Annotated in this window: 14 protein-coding genes; 6 read left to right on the forward strand and 8 right to left on the reverse strand. The window is 59.5% G+C overall.

Annotated features, from left to right (window positions below):
- Window positions 1–23: 23 nt before the first annotated feature.
- Both ACTM86_RS07815 and ACTM86_RS07820 read left to right on the forward strand, forming a co-directional pair.
- Complete coding sequence (locus ACTM86_RS07815; protein WP_441016740.1) at window positions 24–1,229, forward strand: galactokinase; 1,206 nt, start codon at window positions 24–26, stop codon at window positions 1,227–1,229.
- Complete coding sequence (locus ACTM86_RS07820; RefSeq protein ID WP_441016743.1) at window positions 1,220–2,848, forward strand: UDP-glucose--hexose-1-phosphate uridylyltransferase; 1,629 nt, start codon at window positions 1,220–1,222, stop codon at window positions 2,846–2,848. The genes ACTM86_RS07815 and ACTM86_RS07820 overlap by 10 nt, the downstream gene beginning before the upstream one ends.
- 269 nt (window positions 2,849–3,117) lie before the next feature.
- On the opposite strand, the gene ACTM86_RS07825 is transcribed toward ACTM86_RS07820, so the two are convergent.
- From ACTM86_RS07825 to ACTM86_RS07855, 7 genes are all read right to left on the reverse strand, one after another.
- The gene (locus ACTM86_RS07825) at window positions 3,118–4,053 is read right to left on the reverse strand and encodes a hexose kinase (RefSeq protein ID WP_195535118.1); all 936 of its coding nucleotides are present in this window, start codon (window positions 4,051–4,053) and stop codon (window positions 3,118–3,120) included.
- 56 nt (window positions 4,054–4,109) lie between these two features.
- Complete coding sequence (locus ACTM86_RS07830) at window positions 4,110–4,991, reverse strand: aldose 1-epimerase family protein (protein ID WP_441016746.1); 882 nt, start codon at window positions 4,989–4,991, stop codon at window positions 4,110–4,112.
- Between the two features lie 378 nt (window positions 4,992–5,369).
- Entirely contained in the window at window positions 5,370–5,894 is a 525-nt protein-coding gene (lacB, locus tag ACTM86_RS07835; protein ID WP_196032983.1) for a galactose-6-phosphate isomerase subunit LacB, read from the reverse strand.
- A gap of 63 nt (window positions 5,895–5,957) precedes the next feature.
- Entirely contained in the window at window positions 5,958–6,386 is a 429-nt protein-coding gene (lacA, locus tag ACTM86_RS07840) for a galactose-6-phosphate isomerase subunit LacA (RefSeq protein ID WP_006234830.1), read from the reverse strand.
- A gap of 310 nt (window positions 6,387–6,696) precedes the next feature.
- Window positions 6,697–7,707 (reverse strand): hypothetical protein, encoded by a 1,011-nt coding sequence (locus ACTM86_RS07845; RefSeq protein ID WP_441016749.1) that lies wholly within the window; start codon window positions 7,705–7,707, stop codon window positions 6,697–6,699.
- 411 nt (window positions 7,708–8,118) lie between these two features.
- On the reverse strand, window positions 8,119–8,457 hold the full coding sequence (locus ACTM86_RS07850; RefSeq protein WP_055252615.1) for a PTS lactose/cellobiose transporter subunit IIA: 339 nt from the start codon (window positions 8,455–8,457) through the stop codon (window positions 8,119–8,121).
- A gap of 214 nt (window positions 8,458–8,671) precedes the next feature.
- Window positions 8,672–9,676, reverse strand: coding sequence for a LacI family DNA-binding transcriptional regulator (locus ACTM86_RS07855; RefSeq protein WP_441016752.1), 1,005 nt, complete (start codon window positions 9,674–9,676; stop codon window positions 8,672–8,674).
- 357 nt (window positions 9,677–10,033) lie between these two features.
- Between ACTM86_RS07855 and ACTM86_RS07860 the strand changes: the two genes are divergently transcribed.
- Window positions 10,034–11,809, forward strand: a complete 1,776-nt coding sequence (locus ACTM86_RS07860; protein ID WP_427718986.1) for a PTS lactose transporter subunit IIBC — start codon at window positions 10,034–10,036, stop codon at window positions 11,807–11,809.
- Between the two features lie 66 nt (window positions 11,810–11,875).
- Window positions 11,876–13,315: a 6-phospho-beta-galactosidase gene (lacG, locus tag ACTM86_RS07865; protein WP_154514977.1), complete on the forward strand. Its 1,440-nt coding sequence runs from the start codon at window positions 11,876–11,878 to the stop codon at window positions 13,313–13,315.
- A gap of 196 nt (window positions 13,316–13,511) precedes the next feature.
- Here lacG (ACTM86_RS07865) and ACTM86_RS07870 read toward each other — a convergent pair whose 3' ends face one another.
- Window positions 13,512–14,513, reverse strand: coding sequence for a LacI family DNA-binding transcriptional regulator (locus tag ACTM86_RS07870; protein ID WP_441016755.1), 1,002 nt, complete (start codon window positions 14,511–14,513; stop codon window positions 13,512–13,514).
- A gap of 284 nt (window positions 14,514–14,797) precedes the next feature.
- Here ACTM86_RS07870 and ACTM86_RS07875 point away from each other — a divergent pair, with 284 nt between their 5' ends.
- Together ACTM86_RS07875 and lacG (ACTM86_RS07880) are read left to right on the forward strand one after the other, a co-directional pair.
- A complete protein-coding gene (locus tag ACTM86_RS07875; protein WP_441016758.1) occupies window positions 14,798–16,576 on the forward strand; it encodes a PTS lactose transporter subunit IIBC in 1,779 nt (592 codons plus the stop codon).
- 75 nt (window positions 16,577–16,651) lie between these two features.
- Window positions 16,652–18,073: a 6-phospho-beta-galactosidase gene (lacG, locus tag ACTM86_RS07880; RefSeq protein ID WP_441016761.1), complete on the forward strand. Its 1,422-nt coding sequence runs from the start codon at window positions 16,652–16,654 to the stop codon at window positions 18,071–18,073.
- The last annotated feature ends 497 nt before the right edge of the window (window positions 18,074–18,570 follow it).

Raw genomic sequence — 18,570 nt, forward strand, 5'->3', positions numbered from 1 at the left:
TGCGCGCCAAGGAAAGGACTCCCATGACCACCCCCGACGAAAAGACACTCACCTTGCTCACCAAGCTGTTTGAGGAGGAGTTTGGACCCATCGGCGACCGCCAGGTGCTCTACGTGCACGCACCCGGCCGTTCCGAGATCAGCGGCAACCACACCGATCACGAGGGCGGCCATGTTATCGCCGGCTCGCTCGATGTCGCCGTTGACGGTATCGCCGTGGCAACCGACTCCAACAAGATCCGCGTCGCCGACGAGGGCTATCCTACCTTTGAGATCACGCTCGATACGCTAGATGTTCAGGAGTCCGAGAAGGGCACGTCCGCAAGCCTCGTCCGCGGCATGGCCCATGAAATCGCTGCTCTGGGCGTTGAGCCCCAGGGCTTCGACTTCGCCTTCACCTGCTCCGTCCCCTCGGGCGGCGGTCTTTCCAGCTCTGCCGCCGTCGAGGCGGCGTACGGTCGTGCCATGGAGACGCTCTGGGGCGCACCCGCCATCGAGCCCGTCGCGCTCGCCCAGATGAGCCAGCGCACCGAGAACAACTATTACGGCAAGCCCTGCGGTCTGATGGACCAGGCCGCCGTGTGCCTGGGCGGCCTCGCCTACATGGACTTTGAGGACCAGGCTCAGCCTAAAACCCAGAAGCTCGAACTCAACTTTGAGGATCACGGCTACGCGCTCGTGCTCGTTAAGGTTGGCGCCGACCATGTGGCCGCCACCGACGACTACGCCGCCGTTCCGCGCGAGATGCAGGACGTCGCCGCCGAGTTTGGCAAGACGCGCCTGTGCGAGGTAAACGTGGCGGATTTTGACGCCAAGCTCCCTGAGCTACGCGCCAAGCTGGGCGACCGCGCCTGCCTGCGCGCCGTTCACTACTGGTACGAGAACGGCCTGGTCGATAAGCGCTGGGCAGCCCTTAGCGCCGGCGACATCGACCAGTTCCTGGTCCTGACGCGCGAGTCCGGTGCCAGCTCCGCCATGTACCTGCAGAATGTCGTCGCCAAACTGGGCTCCGAGCAACCTTCCATGTATGCCTTGGCGCTGGCCGAGCATGTGCTCGACGGCCGCGGCGCCGTCCGCATCCACGGTGGCGGCTTTGGTGGCACCATCCAGGCCTTCGTGCCGCTCGACCTGGTCGACACCTTCATCACCAAGATGAACGGCTGGCTGGGCGAGGGCTCTGCCCGCCACTACGCAATTTCTGACAAGGGGGCTTACGCGGCATGGCTGTAATGACTGATGTGCGCGAGGCCGCGCAGGGCCTGATTGAGTATGCCATCCATCGATCCATGATCGGACAGGATGACCGCATCTGGGCCTACAACACCATTCTCGAGTGCATCGGCGCCACGGGTCCTGCCCTCGACATGGCTTGGGCGATGCAGAACGAGAAGCTCTCGCTCTTGCACCCCGATACGCTCCCCAATTTTGACCTGGAGGGCACGCTTGCCGCGCTTTCCGAGGACGCCGTTGCCAACGGCGCTGCCGAGGACACGGCGTCGGGCCGCGACCGCATCGCCATGCGCATCATGGGCGCGCTCATGCCGAGGCCTTCGGTTGTAAACGAGGAGTTCAACGGACGCATGGGCGTCAACGAGCCCCGCGCCGCGACCGACTGGTTCTATGGTCTGTGCTGTGACGCCGGTTACGTGCGCCGCGCCGCCATCGCGCGCAATATCAGATGGAGTACCCCCACCAACTGGGGCGACCTGGAAATCACCATCAACCTGTCGAAGCCCGAGAAGGACCCGCGCGACATTGCCGCGGCCGGCGCCGCAAAGAACACGGGCGAGAAGTATCCCGCCTGTCAACTGTGCATCGAGAACGAGGGCTACCCTGGACGCTCCGCCGCAGCCGACGGCGGCGCCCATCCCGCTCGCCAGAACCTGCGCGTTATCCCCATCCAGCTCAACGGCGAGCGCTGGGGCTTCCAGTACAGCCCGTACGCGTACTTTAACGAACACTGCATTGCTATGAGCGCCGAGCATCGCCCGATGCACGTCGACCGTAAGGGACTGACCTGCCTGCTCGATTTTGTGGACCTGTTCCCGCACTACTTTATTGGCTCCAACGCCGACCTGCCCATCGTGGGCGGCTCGATTCTGTCGCACGACCACTTCCAGGGCGGCGCGCACGAGTTCCCCATGATGCATGCCACCGAAGTCTCGAAGTTTAACGTGTCCGGCTTTGACCAGGTCAGCGGCACCGTGTTGCAGTGGCCGCTTTCGGTGCTGAGACTGCGCTCGCACGACCGCGCCCAGCTGCTCGACGCCGCCGAGAAGATTATCCTCGCCTGGCGCGAGTGGACCGATGAGTCTGTGGGCGTCATCGCGCACACAGCCGACGGCGTGGCGCATAACACTGTGACGCCCGTCATCCGCCGCGTCGACTCTCGCGGCAATGCCGGCGGCAAGATTTACGAGGCCTACCTGGCGCTTCGCTGCAACATCACAACCGACGAGCATCCGCTGGGCGTATTTCACCCGCATGCCGAGTACCACCACATCAAGAAAGAGAACATCGGCTTGATCGAGGTCATGGGCCTGGCCATTTTGCCGCCGCGCTTGGTTCCCGAGCTCGGCGCTGTCCGCGAGCACTTGCTGGCAGCCAAGGCCGATGTCAGTTACGACCTTGCCGGCGCGCTCGAGGGCGACGACCTTTGCCGCAGCCACGCCGCATGGGCCGAGGATGTCTTTGCCCGCCGCGCCGACGAGCTTACGGCGGATAGCGCCATCGACATCCTGCACGAGGAGGTCGGCATGGTGTTTGGCCACGTGCTCGACAACGCCGGCGTCTTTAAATGGGACGAAGCCGGTCGCGCCGCCCAGCAGCGCTTTATCGACTCGCTGTAATGATCCCTTGGGGACGGAGGAAAACGAATCATTTCGTCTTCAAGACAACGGCGCCCGCCGGCAACATCGCCGGCGGGCGCCGTTTTTGGTGCAAGGGCAGCTAATTTGGGACGGGGCTATTTTGACTACTTTGCATCTAGAAGTAGTCAAAATAGCCCCGTCCCAAATTAGCTGCCTCTCATGAGAGTGGAAAATCTCCCACTCTAAGCCCGCTTGCGAGCCCAAAATGGGAGATTATCCACTCTCGTTTTGTTCGGTACGCCGTAACTCTAAAGTTCGGTTACCTCTACGCTGTTGTAGACCTCGTCCCAGCGGTCCATGACCAGGTGGCCGGTCTTGGGATCCATGGCGTTGAGCTTGCCGCAGGTATTGGCGGTCTTGAGCACCGTGACGTCGTCGGCACCAGCAGCAATGGCATGCGCAAAACCGGCGATGGTCGAGTCACCGGAACCCGTCGCGTTTACAGCCGCAATCGCGGGCGTCTTGGCGCGGAACGCGCGGCCCTCATGGAATCCTACCGAACCGGCAGCGCCCATCGAAACGACGACCCAGGGAATACCGGCAAAACGGTCATCGGCGGCGAGCGCTTCGCGCAGGGCATCGACATCATCAGTCGTAAAGGACGTACCCAGCAGGCCGTTAATCTCGGTCAGGTTGGGCTTTACGAGCTCAGGCTTAGCGTCGGACTCCAGCGCGGCCTCCAGCGATGCACCCGAGGTGTCGAGCAGCACCTTGGCACCCGCCTCCTCGGCGATCTTGACGAGCTCGGCATAGTAGCCGGCATCGACGCCACGCGGCAGCGAGCCCGAAAGCGTCACAACGTCCGCCTTCGCTGCAAGCTCGGCAAACTTGGCCGTAAAGGCCTCGAGCTCGGCCGGAGCGATCTGCGGGCCGCTCTCCAGCAGCTCGGTCTGATTACCCTCGTGCAGAATATTCAGGCAAATGCGCGTCTCACCGGCGATGGGCACAAAGTCGTTCTTGACGCCGTCGGCATCCATGAGCTCGGCCATATAGGCACCCATGTGACCGCCAAGCAGGCCAGTCGCGAGCACATCGTCGCCCAACTGCAGCAGCACACGGCTCACGTTGAGGCCCTTGCCGCCAGCGGTCTTTTCGGGCGTCACACGGTTCACGTCGTCGATGATCAGCTTGTCGAGCTGATAGCGCGTATCAATCGACGGGTTCATGGTAACGGTCAGAATCATATTGAACTCCTGTTTCCGGGGCACGACACGCGCGACCCCAAACATACGATAGCTCGTTAAAGGATCTCGATCTCAAAGCCGCGGGTGACGGTCTCCCCCGGCTTGGCCACCAGGCAGCCGCGCTTGTGCTCCAGAATATCGTCCTCGTCGGAGCAGGTGGACAGGCCGCCCCACGGTTCCACGGCCACAAAGTCACCCTCGGGCTTGCTCCACACAATCAGGTACGGCATATCGGGGAACGTCAGGCGCACGCCCTTGTCCTCGGTCTTCTTGGTCAGCGTAACCACGCGGCTCTCGAGCACGTCAAAGATGGTCTCCGCGAAGTCAAAGAGTTCGTGGGTCAGCGGCAGGTCATGGCCAACCATCGGGTTCTTGCTGCGATGCTCAACATCAATCAGGCCCGTCGAGGGAACGGCAGTGCAGAGGTCGGTGGCCTCACGCTGCTCAAAACGAAGCTCGTAGTCGTCATAGGACTCGCCCTCGTCGAGCGGGCACTTAAAGCCGGGGTGACCGCCCACAAAGAACGGCATGTCCTCGGTGCCCTCATTGGTCACCTCGTACGACACGTCAACCTTTTCCGAATCGATCGTGTAACGAGCAACGATCTTAAACGGATACGGGTACTGCTCGAGCAACTCGGCATGGTCGGCAGAGCTTAAGCTCAGCGCAACCATGTTGTCGCTCTGTTCCTCGAGCTTCCACTCCTGCTTGCGCGCAAAGCCGTGGCGGACGAGCTTTACCTCGCGGCCGCCCATGGTCATTGCGTGGCCGTCACGAAGGCCACCGCAGATCGGGAAGCAAATGGGGGCCTGGCCCGACCAGACTGCCGGATCACCCTGCCACAGGTACTCACGGCCGTTGGCCGCAATAGAAGTGAACGACCCGCCCGCCGTGCTCAGTGCCACGCGGATAGAACCGTTATCAAGAACAAACTCCATAGGAGCCTTCCCTTTCTTACGACAGCCCACCAAGTCAATAGGGCTGATAGAAAACCGGCCCGCGCCCCCTCACAGAAACGCGAGCCGTCAATTGAAAAGCTGCAGAATGCCGGGTACCGCCAAGAGCGAAGCACTCAAGCCAAGCAAGCAAACGTGTTATCGGAGCAGCTTACTGAACCAGAAAGCTTCGCAACAACAGCGGTAACCCCACAGGTGCCCCCAACGTCAGCGAGCGGCGATCAGGTGCCCCAGGTCGCCGCGAAAGAGGAGCGACGCGTACTTCATGTACGCGAGCGACGGTTTGAGTGGCGAGATGGGGTGCCTGGGCGTCGCGCAGCGTCGACCCGTTACGCGGTTTGGCAAAACCGCGTAACCCCACTAGTCGTGGTATTCGCCGCGGTCCCACTTCTCCAGGAACTCGTCAAAGAAGTGCGGGTCAGTCTGAGCCTCGGCGTCGGCCTTATTGCAAGCATCGATCTTGGCGATCAGGGCATCGTGCTCGGGGGTCTTCTCGTAAGGCTCCTCCAGGAAGGCAAGCATGATGTCGGCCATCAGGAACTCGCCGGTGATCTTGCCACCAAAGCCCACGATGTTGGCGTTGAGCTCGCGACGGGCATACAGGGCAGAGGTCATGTCGCGAACCAGGGCACAACGGGCGCCGGGAACCTTGTTGACGGCGTTGGTGATGCCGATGCCGGTGCCGCACAGGGCCACGCCAAAGTCGGCCTTGCCGCTGGCAACAGCCTCGCCCACGGCCTTACCGTAGATGGGATAATGCGTACGGGTGTGGCTGTAGGTGCCGCAGTCGAGCACCTTGTAGCCAGCCTGCTCCAGGCGGTCGGCCAGATAGATCTTCTCGTCCGTAACGATATGGTCGCAACCGATTGCGATGGTCTTCTTCATCAGAACGTCCTTTCGTCTGAATTCACAAGTTGAGGTAGAAGTTCGAGTTCTCGGTGGCTCTCGTTAGGCCATCTTGTTGAGCATGTCGACACGGATCTGGTGACGGCCGCCGGCGTACTGTGCACGCAGGAACTCGCGGGCGATCTTCTTGGCGACCTCGGTGCCCACAACGCCCGGGCCCATGGTGACCATGCGCGAGCCGTTGTGCTCGCGGGTCATGTAGGCGGAACGCTCGTCGGAAATGTTGGCGACGACCATGCCCTTGATCTTGACGGCGGCCATATAGGAGCCGACACCGTACTTATCGAATGCGAAGCCCTGGGAATCCTTGTGCTCCAGCAGGTCCTTGGCAACGGCGGTAGCGGAATCGACAAAGTCCGCGGCAGGGGTCTCGGAATAGTCGACGACCTCGTGACCATCGGCGATGAGCATCTCCTTGATGGACTCCTTCATCGACATGCCGTCGGCATCGGAAGCGATTACAACCCTCATGACATCCTCCTTGAGAGATACGCAGGTGCGTTGTTTCTGTTTGGAAGTGTTGAATCTCGTTCAGGTCCGGGCATCTGAATGTGCGATTCTTCACTGTTCATGTTTATTTGAACACATTCGAACAGTAACTGCAACAACTTTTTGTTTATCTTTGTTCTTTTTTGAACAAATACCGTTCACGGATGATTGCTGACCGTTTGGACCGGGCGCGGGCGTAGCGACCATGTGTTCAACAAACAAAAGGGCGGCCGAGAACGTGTCTCGGCCGCCCTTCGGCGGTATTCCCCGGTATATACAGCTGTTTTAGCTACTAGGACTGCCCGCCCTTCTTGGCATGCTTGGACGGAGTGCCCAGAAAGCGGCCCGTCAAATAATTCGTCGGCCCGGAAATATCAATCCCCAGCAGTGTGTGCCCCAGCCACAAAAACGCCGCGAGCACCAGCAATGGGATAACGCACGAGGTCACTATCATCACGATGACACCTTCGATCAGATCGGTCACCTGCTGCACAATCTCATCGGTCATCTGCTTGGCGCCGCTGGTCACCGTCGTGACGAGACCCGAGGCACCGTCGGCAAGCTGTTCAAGCACGTTCTTGGACTCTGCGGACTCAGTCTTTTTCTTGGTTGCTTTGGAGTTATCGCTATCTGCCGCACTCGCAGCGTCAGTCGCCTTTTGCTCGGCCGCCTCGATGCTCACTCGATACGTTTCATCGACCTTCTGCGACACCCATACGCTCGCGGGCACCAACACCATGCTAATGATGGCGACCACCAGCACACGCGTTGCCACGCGACGAATGACCGTGCTCGTGCTCCAGCGTCCGTGAATGCCAAGCGACGCTGCAAAGAGCACCAGCGCAAACGGGATCAGGATGCCCAGGCCAACCGACCACAAAATCGTGAGTAAATATTTCTCTAGGTATAGCACGGCAAGCACGATACCAAGATTACCCGAAAGCTGAGCGAGCTGCTCGGCAACCGGCGTTCCCGTATCACCCGGCAGCGCGGTAATGCCCGCAGATAGGGCGACGCACGAGGTCGTGAGCGCCAATACATTGCCCTTCTTTTGATCGATGACCTCGACGGTAGAGTCCCAAGTCTTGGTATCGGCAAAATGCGGACGAGCCACAAACCCCGACAGCAGCGCCAGTACCACGAGCGCAACGATGAGGCCAATCTGCAGTTTTTTGTTTGCGCACACGACATCGGATAGGCTGGGCTGCAGCTCGGTCACCGTTGTTTGCTCGGTTATCTGGACAGGACGCCCATGAGCCATCTCGCTCGCGTCTCTCTTTTGAATCGATCCGTTGTCCGGCATTTGGATACCTCCTCATTCCGGCCTGTATTGCGGATGGAAGTATACCCACCCAGCGAAAAACCGAACGGCAAGAGGCGCAACAGACTGCTGCATGGCCTGCCCTCCATGAAATGGGCCCATCTACTACGTTTAACCGCCTATCTCCGACCATGCCCCGTGGCGTAAAAACAAAACCACAGGTAGAACGCTTGCAGTTTTTCATGAAACGCAGGTGTGTTCGGGGGTATCGGGTTAAACGTAGTAGATGCGCCAGTTTCGTGGCGACGCTGCCAACCGATCCCCTGGGGACGGAGGAGAACGGATCATTTTGGGCCGTCAGCCCCTATTTCACCGCAACTTGGAGGAGGACAGAAAAAGCCCTGCCGCGGATAGCGGCAGGGCTTTTGGAAGGGGCTTGGTTGTGAGGGCTCGTTAGGCGAGCTTGGCCTCGAGCTCGGCGATGCGCTTGTAGGCATCGATGGTAAAGCGGGCCTGCTTCTCCAAGATCATAGTGGTCATGAGGGTGTCCTGAGCGTGAGCCATGATGAAGGTCATCTCCATCTCGCCGCCGCCGGCCTCCTGCGAAAGCAGCTTGGTCTGCGTGTCGTGGGCGCCGATAAGTGCATCGCTGGCATCCTTGTGCAGCTGTTCGGCCTTCTCAAAGTCACCCTCGCGAGCAGCATCGAGCGCTGCAAGCAGATCGGTCTGGGCGTCACCTGCGTATGCGACAATCTCGAATCCAACCATCGAGATTTCTTCTTTGGTTGCCATATTGCGTTCCTTTCACATATGAACCAACGGAGAGCATCGCGTCCGGGCATCCGCGCTGCGCTGTGTATGACAGAAACATTAACATTCAAACAATAAAGAACAATACAAAACGTAATTTCGAGCTATGAACGGTCACTTTTAACCCGCGAACGGTTTCCAAACCATTTCGAACAATATCAAACATGATTAACGGAAACCCAAACAGGACCGCGCCCTAACGCAAATCGCGCACCGTATCGCCCTCTACGAGCACGCCGGGGATCAGCATGTGCTCCACGCCAGACGCAACTCCCTCGGCGCCGGCGATCTTGTCGACTGCCCACATGCCGACACGCTTGTTGTCAAAGCGCACGGTGGTCAGGCGACGATCGGGCACGATGTCGCCCAGACTATCATCAACCCCCACCACGCTCACGTCCTCGGGCACACGCCTTCCGCGCGACTCGAGTCCGCGAATGCAGCCGTAGGCCATGGCGTCATTGGAGGCATAGATGGCAGTACAGGTCGGATCGTCCGCCAGAGCCTGGCCTGCGGCATATCCACTCCGCGCCGTCCAGTCGCCACGGATGAGTCGCGGCAGCTCAATACCATGCGCGCGCAATGTCTCGCGCCAGCCCTCCTCGCGCTGCATGCCCGAAAGCGAGCGTTCGGGACACGAGATAAAGTGCACGGTCTTGTGCCCCTGCCCCAGCAAGTACTCGACAACCTGGCGCGAGCAATCGAACTGATCGTTATCGACCGTCGAGCACAGCGGGTGCTCCAGCATGGTAACGAGCACCGTCTGCATACCAGGCAGCGGCTCAAAGGTGCCAAAGTCCGCCGGCATGCGATTCATGATCACAACCATGCCATCCACCGGCAGTGCGCTCATGCGCGACGATGCGCTCTCGAGGGTATACGGATGTCCATCTACTTTAGTGAGGGTAATGGCGTAGCCGTGCTTATCGGCGGCGGCGGCAAAGCCCTCCATACGGTCGAGGTTGCCGGTACCGGTAATGTTGAACATGGCGACGCCGACGGTCTTAAACTTGCCGCGGCGCAGCGATCGACCGGCAAAATTGGGGCGATACCCCAGCTCGCGCATGGCGGCACGCACGCGCTCCTTGGTCTCGGGGCGCACGCTGGGTGAATCGTGGACGGTGCGCGAGACCGTCTGTTCTGAGACGCCCGCGAGGAGCGCCACATCCTTAACGGAAACCGATTTTTTAACAGCGGCCATAGGTCGATCTTTCTATGTCAACGATGCCATTGGTGGCACCCTACGCAGTCAAATGAAACGTCTTCAAGTATATCTAACGCCTCCCCCACCATACGCTCACCACCCAAAACCTACCGTTCACCGACATTTTTGCTTCCCCGAACGGCTTTTATCGCCCAAATGTTAACGTTGCCATTGTGCAAATACAGAGCCACCGGGCGGCTCAAACGTTTGCGCGCAAGAAATCGACGGTCCGCAGGCACAGGGGCCATCGGTTCGCGTCTTATTTTGTGTCACAAAATGGCAACGTCAACATTTTGGCAACCAAACGTCAAAAGCTGCTATCGTTGCTAACCCACCGACTCTTAGGAGCTTTGCATGGAGCAACTCATCGCCACCATCGAAAAGGGCCAGCCCTTTTTCAACGCGATCGCCCGCAACAAGTACCTCAAGGCGATCCGCGACGGTTTTATCTCCGTCATCCCCATCATCATCTTCTCGTCCATCTTCTGCCTGGTAGCCTCGGTCCCCAACATCTGGGGTTTCTACTGGCCCGATGACATCAACAACGCCCTGTGGAAGTGCTACAACTACTCCATGGGCATCCTGGCCATCGCCTGCGCCGCTACCACGGCCAAGCATTTCGCCGACGCCCAGAACCGCGATCTGCCCAAGAATAACCAGATCAACTTTATCTCGTGCATGTGCGCGGCCATCATCGGCTTCTTGCTCCTTTCGAGCGACACCATCGCCACGGATGCCGCCAGTGGCTTCAACACCACCTACCTTGGTTCCAAGGGCCTACTGACCGCCTTCATCGCTGCGTTTGTGACCGGCATCATCTACAAGTTCTTTATCAAGCGCAACATCACCGTCAAGATGCCCGAGCAGGTTCCGCCCAACATCTCGCAGACCTTTAAGGACATCATCCCCTTCTCCGTCTGCATCACCGTCTTTTGGGTCTTTGACATCGTCTTCCGCGCTGCCTTTGGCTTCTGCTTTGCCCAGGGCGTCATCCAGGTGTTCCAGCCCCTGTTCACCGCTGCCGACGGCTACATCGGCCTTGCTGTGATTTACGGCGCCATGAGCCTGTTCTGGTTCGTGGGCGTCCACGGCCCCTCGATCGTCGAGCCCGCCATCGCCGCCGCCCTCGTTTCCAACATGACCGACAACCTGGCTGCGTTCCAGGCCGGCCAGCACGCTTCCGCTGTCCTGACCCAGGGTGCCCAGTACTTCGTCGTCTGCATGGGCGGCACCGGCGCCACGCTCGTCCTGGTCTTTATGTTCTGCTTCCTGGCCAAGTCCCAGGAGATGCGCGCTGTCGGTAAGGCCGCCATCGTCCCCGTGTGCTTTGCCGTCAACGAGCCGCTGCTGTTCGCCGCGCCTATCGTGCTCAACCCCGTCTTCTTTGTCCCGTTTGTCTTTGCCCCGATCGCCAACATCTGGATCCTCAAGATCTTTATCGACTTCTTGGGCATGAACGGCTTTATGTACACCCTGCCTTGGACCGTCCCCGGCCCCATCGGCACCATCATGGGCCTGGGCTTCCAGCCGCTCGCCTTTGTGATGCTCGCCCTTATCCTGGTCGTCGACTTCGTTCTGTACTATCCGTTCTTCCGTGCCTATGACGCCCAGAAGTGCGCCGAGGAGGCCGAGATTTCCCAGGAGGAGCTCGCCGCCAAGAACGCCGAGAAGGCCGCCAAGCTCAACGATGCCTTCCAGGGCAAGGCCGACGCCAAGAGCGTTGCCGCCGGCGCTGCTGCCGAGGCCGTGGAAGCCGGCGCTCCCGCCGCTTCCGCAGCACCCGCTGCCGAGGCAACGGCCACCAGCGACCTCAACGGCAAACGCGTGCTCGTGCTCTGCCAGGGTGGCGGTACCTCGGGCCTGCTCGCCAACGCGCTGGCCAAGGCCGCCAAGGAGCGCGGCATCAATCTTGAAACCGCTGCCGAGGCCTATGGCAACCACGTGGACATGCTCCCCGACTTCGATCTGGTCGTCCTGGCCCCGCAAGCCGCAAGCTACCTGGCCGACCTGCAGAAGGACTGCGAGCGCGTGGGCAACAAGTGCGTCGCCTGCCGCGGTAAGCAGTACATTGAGCTTTCCCAGAACGGCGATAAGTCTCTCGCCTTCGTAAGCGAACAACTCTCGAAGTAAGTAACGCACAGGGCCAGCCGACCATCCAAGACCGGCTGGCCCTTCGATTTAGACGATTGGATCATCATGTCCGTTAACCCTGCTAGCGTCACCAACCCGCCTGCGCAGTTTCCCGAGGACTTTGTCTTTGGCGGCGCCACTGCTGCCTACCAGGTAGAGGGCGAGACCCGCACCCACGGTAAAGGCAAGGTTGCCTGGGACGACTTCCTGGAGGCCCAGGGGCGCTTTTCCCCCGATCCCGCTTCGGACTTCTACAACCAGTACCCCGTCGATCTGGAGCTGTGCGAGGAGTTCGGCATCAACGGCATTCGCCTCTCCATTGCCTGGAGCCGCATCTTCCCCAACGGCACCGGCGAGATCAACCCCGAGGGCGTGCAGTTCTACCACGATCTCTTCGCCGAGTGCCACAAGCACCACGTTGAGCCGTTTGTCACGCTGCATCACTTCGACACGCCGCTTGCCCTCTTTGAGAAGGGCGACTTCCTCAACCGCGAGACCATCGATGCCTTTGTGGACTTTGCCACCTTCTGCTTTAAGGAGTACGCCGACCAGGTGACCTACTGGTTCACCTTTAACGAGATCTGGGCCGATGCCTCCAACACCTACATCGAGGGCACCTTCCCCGGCGGCGTCAAGGCGCATCTGGCCGAGGCTTTCCAGTGCGAGCACAACATGATGCTCGCCCACGCCAAGGCCGTACTGGCCTTCCACAACGGCGGTTTTAAGGGCAAAATCGGCGTCATTCAGTCGTTGGAGTTTAAGTATCCGCTCAACGAGAACGACCCCGCCGACATCAAAGCCGCCAACAACGAGCACGTGTTGCAGAACCAGTTCTTGCTCGACGCCACCTTCCGCGGCGACTACGCGCCCGACACCCTCGAGTGCGCCAACCGTCTGGCTGCCGTCTCGGGCGGCACCATCGAGATCCTGGACGAGGACCTCGAGATTATGCGCGAGGCCGCGCTCTACAACGACTACCTGGGCGTCAACAACTACCAGTGCCGCTTCTTGAAGGCTTACGACGGCGAGAACGACCTGCACCACAACGGTACGGGCGAGAAGGGCACCGGCCGCTGGCGCGTTAAGGGTATTGGCGAGCACGTGAACAAGCCTGGCATCCCCACCACCGACTGGGACTGGATCATCTATCCCGAGGGCCTGTTCGATCTGCTCGTCTACATTAAGCAGCGCTACCCCAACTACAAGCAGATCTTCATTACAGAAAACGGCATGGGCTACAAGGATCCCTACAAGGACGGTTTTGTGGACGATCAGCCGCGCATCGACTACATCGAGCAGCACTTGCGCTGGCTGCTCAAGGCCATGGAGGTGGGCGTCAACGTGGGCGGCTACTTCCTGTGGAGTCTGCAGGATCAGTTCTCCTGGACCAATGGTTACAACAAGCGCTATGGCTTCTTCTACGTTGACTTTGAAACCCAGAAGCGCACGCCCAAGGCAAGCGCCTACTGGTACAAGCACGTGGCGCAGACCCGTCGTCTGGACTAGCGGCTGGCGACCAGCGGAATTGCCCCGCTTACATAACCTGTCCCCATTTCTCAGCCGGGGGTGGCACGTCACACGGCGCGCCGCCCCCGGCCTTTTGTTTTTGTTCGGCTGGGGGGCCGTTTGTCTCGATCTGTAACATCTAGCCGAGTATTTCGGTCCTAACTGTTACAGATTGAGATGAACGAGCCGAGCACGTCTACGCCCGTAGGTCTTTCACGCTGGAACGCTCGATCAGCACGCCTGACACAAGCGTGCGGCTTCTGGAGCTCGGAGCCTCAAGACCTGCGACGACCTCGTTAAGCGCACGGACGCCCAGCTCGCGATGGCGAAACTTCACCGACGTCAGAATCGAGTTGGGAATCGTCTTGTAGAGTTCATCGTCGAAGCCGATCACGGACACGTCGTCGGGCACACTGAGCCCTTTGTCACGTAGAGCCATCATCACGCCGTTTGCCATGCAGTCGTTAGCAGCGAGGACCGCCGTGCAATCGGGCTTATCGGCAAGCACAAGGCCCGCGGCATAGCCACTATCCGCATTCCAATCGCCTTGCAGAGGCTCGGGCGGCTCAATGCCACGCGCCTCGAGTGCCGCACGCCAACCTTTCATACGGCACTGGCTCGACAGCGACTCTTTTTTACCAGAAACGAAATACACGTTCTTGTGCCCGTGATTCAAGAAGTACTCGCACGCCATGCGCGCGCCGCCCTCTTGGTCGTCACTGACGGTAGAGCAGGTAGGATGTTCCATCGGCGTGATAATCACCGTCTTGAGGTCTTTCGGCGCCTCAAAGGTATCAAAGTCATCGACCATCTGACGTAGGTTGAAGATCATGCCATCAACAGGCAGCTGCGACATCCTGCGCGCCGCTTCGGCAAGGGTCATCTTCTCCCCCGCCCGCTTTTTGATCATCGTGAGCGCAAAGCCTCGCTCTTCGGCGGCATCGGCGATACCGTCAATCATGTCCACGGCGCCGCCCGACAAGTGGAACATCACCACGCCGATGCACCCGTAACGGCCCAACTTGAGTGAACGCGCGGCAAAGTTCGCCCGGAACCCAAGCGCCTCCATGGCAGCATGGACCCTATCGCGTGTCGACTCTCGTACGCTATCGGGCTCGTTGATTACGCGCGACACCGTCTTGAGAGAAACGCCCGCGGCAATCGCCACATCATTCATTGAGACATTTTTCTTGTCCATCGTTGCCACTGCTTCTCCAGTCGGTTCTCTATCGCTTGTTTTTTGTGTTCTAGCATACACTACCTGCCTGACTGATAAATCAGCCGTTTATCGGACAATATCGACCGTTCACCCGTAAATCCTTGTTGCTCTTCCAAAAATGTCTTACGTTGTCATTAACGAAATGACAACGTTGTCATTTCGCAATGCCTTCCTTAAGCGGGAAGGTTTCCGGGCAGTCCTGACCATCCATCGACGACCAGTTCCATCCACATGCATCGCGCATCAAGTAGCAAAGGAGCTTTATGGACGCCATCGTAAAGATGCTCGAAAAGCATCAACCGTTCTTCGAGAAGATCTCGAGGAACATCTACCTCCAGGCCATCAAGGACGGATTCCTTGGGTGCATGCCCATTGTCCTCACCTCTTCGATCTTCCTGTTGATCGCCACCCTTCCTGGCGTAGTTGGCATCACGCTGCCCCAGCCGCTCATCGACTGGTGCAACAAGCTGTACAACTTCACCATGGGCGTTATGGGCATCATGGTTGCCGGCACCACCGCCAAGAACTTCACGGCTTCCATGAACCGTCGCATGCCCGCCGGCAAGGTGCTCAACGACGGCTCCACCATGGTGGCCGCCCAGTGCAGCATGCTTTTGCTCGCCGTTACGCAGTTCACCACCAAGCTCAACGGCTCCGAACTTTCGGTCTTCGACTGCACCAGCATGGGCACGCGCGGTCTGTTCTCGGCCTATATCGCCGCGTTCATTACCGTGTGGGTCTATAAGTTCTGCGTCTCGCGCGATCTGACCATTAAGCTGCCCAAGGAGGTCCCGGGCGCCATCGCTCAGAACTTCCGCGACATTATCCCCTTTGGCGGCGCCGTCATCATCTGCGGCATCATCGATGTGGTGGTGCGCAACCTCATGGGCGTTCCGTTCTCCGAGCTGCTCATCAAGCTGCTCTCCCCGCTCTTCACTGCGGCAGAGACCTATCCTGGCCTTATCCTTATCCAGGCAGCCACCGCGTTCTTCTGGTTCATCGGTGTCCATGGTCCTTCGATTGTCCAGCCGGGCATCGACCCCATCCGTCTTGCCAACCAGGCCGAGAACCTGCAGGTTCTGCTGGCCGGTGGTCACCCCGCCCATTCCCTCACCTTCAACATGTCGCTCGTGGGTGAGTTCGGCGGCACCGGCGCCACGTTCATCGTGCCGCTTCTGCTGATTCTCTTCATGAAGTCCAAGCAGCTCAAAGCCGTCGGTAAGGCCTCGATCGTACCGGTCGCCTTTGCTGTCAACGAGCCGCTGCTCTTTGGCGCGCCGATGATCCTTAACCCCTACATGCTCATCCCCTTTGTTGCCGCCGGCTGCGTCAACGTGAGTGTTGCCAAGTTCTTTATCGATAACGTGGGTATGAACGGCTTCTCCTTCGTGGTGCCTTGGGCTACCCCTGCCCCCATCGGCATTTTCATCACCACGAACTTCCAGCTTATCGCCCTAGTATTTGTCGCGATCATCATCTTGCTGGATGCCATCATCTACCTGCCGTTCTTGAAGGCATACGATAAGCTGCTCTGCGACCAGGAGGCCGAGCGCGCCGCCGAGCTGGGTCTCGAGTCCGACGGTGCTGCCACCATCGCCGCCAGCACCTCCGCGCCCGCTGCCGAGCAGACTACCGCTTCCGTCGAGCCGACCGCCGCTGCCGGCGACAGCGAGCCTGTCGCCGATCAGCCCGAGCCCGTCGTCGAAGCATCCGCTAAGAAGGATGTCGACGGTCTGAAGGTCCTCGTCCTGTGCGCCGGCGCCGGCACCTCTGCCATGCTTGCCAACGCCATCAAGGAAGGTGCCGCGCAGACCGGAGAGAACATCGCTTCCTCCGCAGGCGCCTATGGCCAGCACACTGCCATCATGGATCAGTACGACGTTATCGTGCTTGCCCCGCAGGTTCGTAGCTACTACAACGACATGAAGGCCGACACCGATCGCCTGGGCATTAAGCTGCTCGCCCCGCGCGGTAAGGAATATATCGACCTTACTCGCGACCCCGCTGGCGCCATCAAGTGGCTCCGCGAGAACCTCGACTAGTTCCTCCCTCTGTTGGTGCCCGGATCCCCAGTTCGGGCACCTCTCCCTATTCGTATCCCACAGAAAGGATGCCTCATGACCAACCCCATGCAGTTCCCCGACGGCTTTGTGTTTGGCGGCGCCACCGCTGCTTACCAGGTTGAGGGCGAGACCCGCACGCACGGCAAGGGCAAAGTGCCCTGGGACGATTTCCTGGCCGCTCAGGGTCGCTTCTCCCCCGACCCCGCAAGCGACTTCTACAACAAATATCCGGTCGATATCGACTTGTGCCAGCGCTTTGGCATTAACGGCATTCGCGTCTCCATCGCTTGGAGCCGCATCTTCCCCAACGGCGCTGGCGAGATCAACCCCGAGGGTGTCGCCTTCTATCACGAGCTCTTTGCCACCTGCAATAAAGCCGGCGTTATCCCCTATGTCACGCTCGATCACTTTGATACGCCCGAGGCCTTTTACCAGGACGGCGGCGAGGGCTTCCTGACGCGCACGACGATCGACGCCTTTGTCGAGTACGCCAAGTTCTGCTTTGCCGAGTTCACCGAGGTCAAGCACTGGTTCACCTTTAACGAGATTCCCGCGACCGCCGAGGGCAGCTTTATCGTCGGCAACTGGCCGCACGGCGAGAAGTACCGCCTGGACAAGGCCTTCCAGCTCATGCACAACATGATGGTGGCCCACGCCAAGGCTGTCGTCGCCTTCCATGAGGGCGGCTTTGAGGGCGAGATCGGCATTGTCCAGAACCTGGAGCCCAAGTATCCCCTCGACCCCAACAACGCCGCCGACTGCGAGGCAGCTCGCATGGCCGACGTCATCAACAACCGATGGGTACTCGACGCCACCTTCCGCGGCCACTATGCCGCCGACACCATGGAGGCTGCGACCAAGCTGGCCCATATCGCCGGCGGCGAGCTCGACGTCCGCGACGAGGACATCGCCGCGCTGACCGCCGCGCTCCCCTACAACGATTGCCTGGGCGTCAACACCTACAAGTGCCAGTTCCTGCGTGCTGCCGAGGGCGAAAACGACATCAACCACAATGGCACCGGCGACAAGGGATCTTCGCGCTGGTTCCTCAAGGGCGTGGGCGAGTCGTGCGTGCGCGAAGGCGTTCCCACCACCGATTGGGACTGGATCATCTATCCCGAGGGCCTGTACGACCTGCTGCTGCGCATTAAGAACGATTACCCCAACTACAAGAAGATCTACATCACCGAGAACGGCATGGGCTATAAGGACGACTTCGAGGATGGCTTTATCGACGACGCCCCTCGTATCGACTACATGCGCCAGCATCTCGCGTGGATCCTCAAGGCGATCGACGGCGGCGTGAACGTCGACGGCTACTTTGTGTGGTCGCTGCAGGACCAGTTCTCCTGGACCAACGGCTACAACAAGCGCTACGGCCTGTTCTACATCGACTTTGAGACCCAGAAGCGCTATCCCAAGGCAAGCGCGTACTGGTACAAGAACGTCGCGGAGACTGGCCTGCTCATGGCCTAGTTTCCGCCGCATACCCCCTGTCGGCCGCATACGAATCCCTCCACGGGTTCGCATGCGGCCTTTTTGTTTTGGCGCGGCCCGAGCAGGTCGTTTGTCTCGATTTGTAACATCTAGCCGAATATTTCGGCCCTAGCTGTTACAAATCGAGACAAACAGAACGCCCGAGCAGAAATATCTCAATCTGTAACATCTAACTCGCTTTTAACCGTCTAACTGTTACAGATCAAGACAAAGGTGATGGCTGGATAGACAAAATCTCGATCTGTAACACCTAGTCGAGTTTTTAGGTCCTAGCTGTTACAGATTGAGACAAACGGAATAGGCCGGGCCAAAATCTCAATCTGTAACATCTGGTTGGTGACTTCACTCCTACCTGTCACAGGTTGAGACAATTTGATAGCGAAGGCCCCATTTGCGCGTCATATCGCATAGCGCTGACGCGCCGATTCCCCACAATGACAGGAGGTAAAAGTCCTCCCGCATCGCCTGTTGGCAAT

The sequence above is a fragment of the Collinsella sp. HCP3S3_E11 genome, assembly GCF_052067375.1.
GTDB lineage: Bacteria > Actinomycetota > Coriobacteriia > Coriobacteriales > Coriobacteriaceae > Collinsella.